General features: G+C 50.7%; 5 protein-coding genes. All 5 read left to right on the top strand.

Annotation, left to right across the window (positions count from 1 at the left end):
• Window positions 1-251 (top strand): hypothetical protein (locus IAE30_RS30225; RefSeq protein ID WP_234472909.1); only part of this gene is annotated, 251 nt, incomplete at its 5' end.
• A gap of 32 nt (window positions 252-283) precedes the next feature.
• Entirely contained in the window at window positions 284-850 is a 567-nt protein-coding gene (yqaB, locus tag IAE30_RS29770) for a fructose-1-phosphate/6-phosphogluconate phosphatase (RefSeq protein WP_038645232.1), read from the top strand.
• Window positions 847-1,275, top strand: coding sequence for a YqaA family protein (locus IAE30_RS29765; protein ID WP_038645234.1), 429 nt, complete (start codon window positions 847-849; stop codon window positions 1,273-1,275). The genes yqaB and IAE30_RS29765 overlap by 4 nt, the downstream gene beginning before the upstream one ends.
• Window positions 1,276-1,306: 31 nt before the next feature.
• A complete protein-coding gene (gene gshA, locus IAE30_RS29760; protein WP_200539469.1) occupies window positions 1,307-2,911 on the top strand; it encodes a glutamate--cysteine ligase in 1,605 nt (534 codons plus the stop codon).
• A gap of 150 nt (window positions 2,912-3,061) precedes the next feature.
• Window positions 3,062-3,577: an S-ribosylhomocysteine lyase gene (gene luxS, locus IAE30_RS29755; RefSeq protein WP_034822217.1), complete on the top strand. Its 516-nt coding sequence runs from the start codon at window positions 3,062-3,064 to the stop codon at window positions 3,575-3,577.
• Window positions 3,578-3,665 lie beyond the last annotated feature (88 nt).

Below are 3,665 nucleotides of genomic sequence, written 5' to 3'. Positions count from 1 at the left end.
CTCGGCTACGAACCGAGCGGTCGGAGGTTCGAATCCTCCTGGATGCACCATCTCCTGTTCGAAACAATCAACGTCCGCTTTCTGAATTTACTTCCCATTTTTCTTCATCACGCAAAAACCACTTATATAACCGCCATTTATCCCCGGTATGGCTACCTGACCTTTTTCCGAAAACAAAAATAGCTAATGCTTTCAAAGCATTTGCTGTTAAGCACACCTGGCGACAACCTAAGCGCATTACGCTAAAGTAATGGCTCATTTTGTGGTGCTCGATGGAGTGACAATGTACGACCAATATGACGCCCTGATTTTCGATATGGACGGCACAATCCTGGATACTGAGCCGACACATCGAAAAGCCTGGCAGCAGGTGCTGAGCCGTTACGGTTTCACCATGGATGAGAAAAAAATGGTGAGTTTTAATGGCGCACCCACCTGGCAGCTGGCGCAGTACATTCTTGAGCAGAACAATGCTGAGCATGATCCTCATTTGCTGGCCGCGGAGAAAACCGAAGCGCTCAAGGCGATGTTGCTGGATGATGTACGCCCTTTACCGTTAATGGACGTGGTGAAAGCGTATCACGGTCGTCGTCCCATGGCGGTGGGTACCGGCAGTGAACATAGCCTGGCAAAGGCTCTGCTTGAAGCCTTGGGTGTCTATCATCTGTTTGATGCCGTTGTCGGCGCGGATGATGTGCAGCGCTATAAACCCCAACCTGATACTTTTTTACGCTGCGCCGAGTTAATAGGCGTGGCACCTGAACGCTGTGTGGTATTTGAAGATGCTGACTTTGGTGTTCAGGCGGCGCGAGCCGCGGGCATGGATGTGGTTGATGTCCGTTTACTGTGAATGAAATTCTGACCTATGGATCGTTATTCGGTAGTAGCTTTCTGAGTGCCACTCTCCTTCCAGGAAGTTCAGAGGCTGTGCTGATTGCTTTACTGATCGCCCAAAAGGGTTCGATCTATGGATTGTTATTGGCCGCATCAGTGGGAAACACGCTGGGTGGCCTGACCAACATTATTCTTGGTCGCCTCATGCCGCCAAAAGGGCAGGGGCGATGGCATGACACAGCAATGACGTGGTTACATCGATTGGGTCCTGCAGCGCTGCTTTTAAGCTGGCTGCCGGTAGTGGGCGACCTGCTTTGCGTGCTTGCAGGCTGGTTGCGCTTTGCCTGGCTGCCCACGGTGCTGTTCCTCGCCATCGGTAAAACGCTGCGTTATATCGTTATCGCGACCGCCACATTACAAACAATGCAATGGTGGCATTGATTCGCACAGATTCGAGGCTACGGTTAACATTATGCTGAACAAAAATAAATTATTCGCACAGCGGGAGGTTAATGTGATCCCGGACGTATCAAAAGCGCTTTCCTGGTTGGAAGCGCATCCCGACGCGTTGAAGGGTATCGGCCGTGGCATTGAACGCGAGACTTTGCGCGTTAATCCAAATGGTCACCTGGCAACCACCGGACATCCTGAATCCCTGGGTTCAGCGCTGAAGCACAGTTGGATTACCACTGATTTTGCCGAAACGCTGCTGGAGTTCATTACGCCTGTCGATCAAAGCATTGATCGGTCACTGGCTTTCCTGCGTGATATTCACCGCCACACTGCGCGAGAGTTAGGTCAGGAACGTATGTGGCCGTTCAGTATGCCGGGTTATGTTGAAGATGTTGATAGCATCGAGCTGGCGCAATATGGCAGCTCTAATGTCGGTAAGATGAAAACCCTCTATCGGCAGGGACTGAAAAATCGCTACAGCGCACTGATGCAGATTATCTCAGGTGTGCATTATAACTTCTCGCTGCCACTGTCGTTCTGGCAGGAGTGGGCGGATGTAAAAGATGCGGAAAGCGGCAAAGAGACCATTTCTGCCGGATATCTGCGTTTGATCCGCAACTATTATCGTTTTGGTTGGGTGATCTCTTATCTGTTCGGTGCATCCCCAGCGATCTGTTCATCGTTCCTGCAGGGACGTGAAAGCAAATTACCCTTTGAAACGGACGGCAAAGGCACGTTGTGGCTGCCGTATGCCACTTCGCTGCGCCTCAGTGATTTAGGCTACACCAACAAGTCGCAAAGCGGTTTGGGCATCACTTTTAACTCGCTCGACGGTTACGTTGCAGCGCTGAAAGCGGCGATCAAGACGCCGTCAGAAGAGTATGCGGCCATGGGCACCAAAGATGCAGACGGCAACTGGCTGCAGCTGAACACCAACGTGTTACAGATTGAAAACGAACTGTATGCACCTATTCGTCCAAAACGTGTGACTCGTTCGGGTGAAGCGCCTTCTGATGCGTTGTTACGCGGTGGTATCGAGTACATCGAAGTGCGTTCTCTGGATATCAACCCGTTCTCTGCCATTGGCGTGGACGCTAATCAGGCGCGTTTCCTCGACCTGTTCTTGATTTGGTGTACCCTGGCGGATGCTCCTGAGATGAGTTCTGACGAGCTGTTATGCAGCCGTAAAAACTGGAACCGCGTGGTTATGGAAGGACGTAAGCCGGGCCAGGTGATTGGTGTAGGTTGTAGCGATACAGAACATCCGCTGGTTGATGTGGGTAAAGCCCTGTTTGCCGATCTTCGTCGTGTTGCCGAGGTGCTCGACAGCAATTATGGCAGCACGCAATATCAACAGGTTTGTGATCAACTGGTGGCATCGTTTGATGATCCTGAGCTAACCTATTCAGCGCGTATTCTGCATGCCATCAAAGAAAATGGCTTAACCGGCGCAGGTGTGGCACTGGCTGAACAGTATCGCCATCTGCTGTGTGAAGAGCCGTTAGAGATTTTGACCGAAGATGACTTTAGTCGTCAGGCGTTGGAATCGGTACAGGCGCAGGAAAAGCTGGAACAGAGTGATACGCTGGATTTCGAAAGTTATCTGGCAGGTCGCGAAGGCTAAAAAGAAAATGGCCACATCATTGTGGCCAAAATTAACATCTCTGTTGTCAGGGATGATGATAACAAATGCGCGTCTTTCATATATTCAGACGTTGGGCGAACGGAAAAGTTTCATCGTTTTAAAAAAATATCTCAAAACAGGAGGTGACGTATGCCACTACTGGATAGTTTTACTGTTGATCACACCATCATGGGTGCACCCGCTGTGCGCGTTGCAAAAACCATGAACACTCCGCATGGCGATACCATCACCGTTTTTGACCTGCGTTTCTGCCGTCCGAATATCGATATTCTGACTGAGCGCGGCATCCATACGCTGGAGCACCTGTTCGCTGGCTTTATGCGTAATCACCTCAATGGTGATGGCGTGGAAATCGTTGATATCTCGCCAATGGGCTGCCGCACCGGCTTCTACATGAGCCTGATTGGTGAACCAGACGAGCAGCGCGTAGCGAAAGCGTGGAAAGGGGCGATGGAAGATGTTCTGAAAGTGAAAGAACAGAGCCAGATCCCGGAACTGAATGAATACCAGTGTGGTAGCTACAAGCTACACTCACTCGACGAAGCGCAGCAGATTGCGCGTAACGTGTTGGCGCATGAGATTGGCGTGAACCGTAACGAAGATCTGAAACTGCCGGCTGAGAAGCTGAAAGAGCTGCACATCTAGTGCCTGTCTGAGCAGAAATGAAAACGCCGCGATGTTCGCGTAATGCTTGTCAGTTAAGATCTTAATGGAGGCCGCAACGGATAACGTT

The organism is Pantoea sp. S61 (genome assembly GCF_016625145.1).
Classification (GTDB): domain Bacteria; phylum Pseudomonadota; class Gammaproteobacteria; order Enterobacterales; family Enterobacteriaceae; genus Pantoea; species Pantoea rwandensis_B.
The sequence above is the reverse complement of the archived record's forward strand: the minus strand, read 5'-3'. Positions and strand labels throughout refer to the sequence as shown.

Coding starts and splice junctions, on each gene's coding strand:
- gshA (WP_200539469.1), top strand. CDS start 1,307: ATGCTGAACAAAAATAAATTATTCGCACAGCGGGAGGTTAATGTGATC.
- luxS (WP_034822217.1), top strand. CDS start 3,062: ATGCCACTACTGGATAGTTTTACTGTTGATCACACCATCATGGGTGCA.
- yqaB (WP_038645232.1), top strand. CDS start 284: ATGTACGACCAATATGACGCCCTGATTTTCGATATGGACGGCACAATC.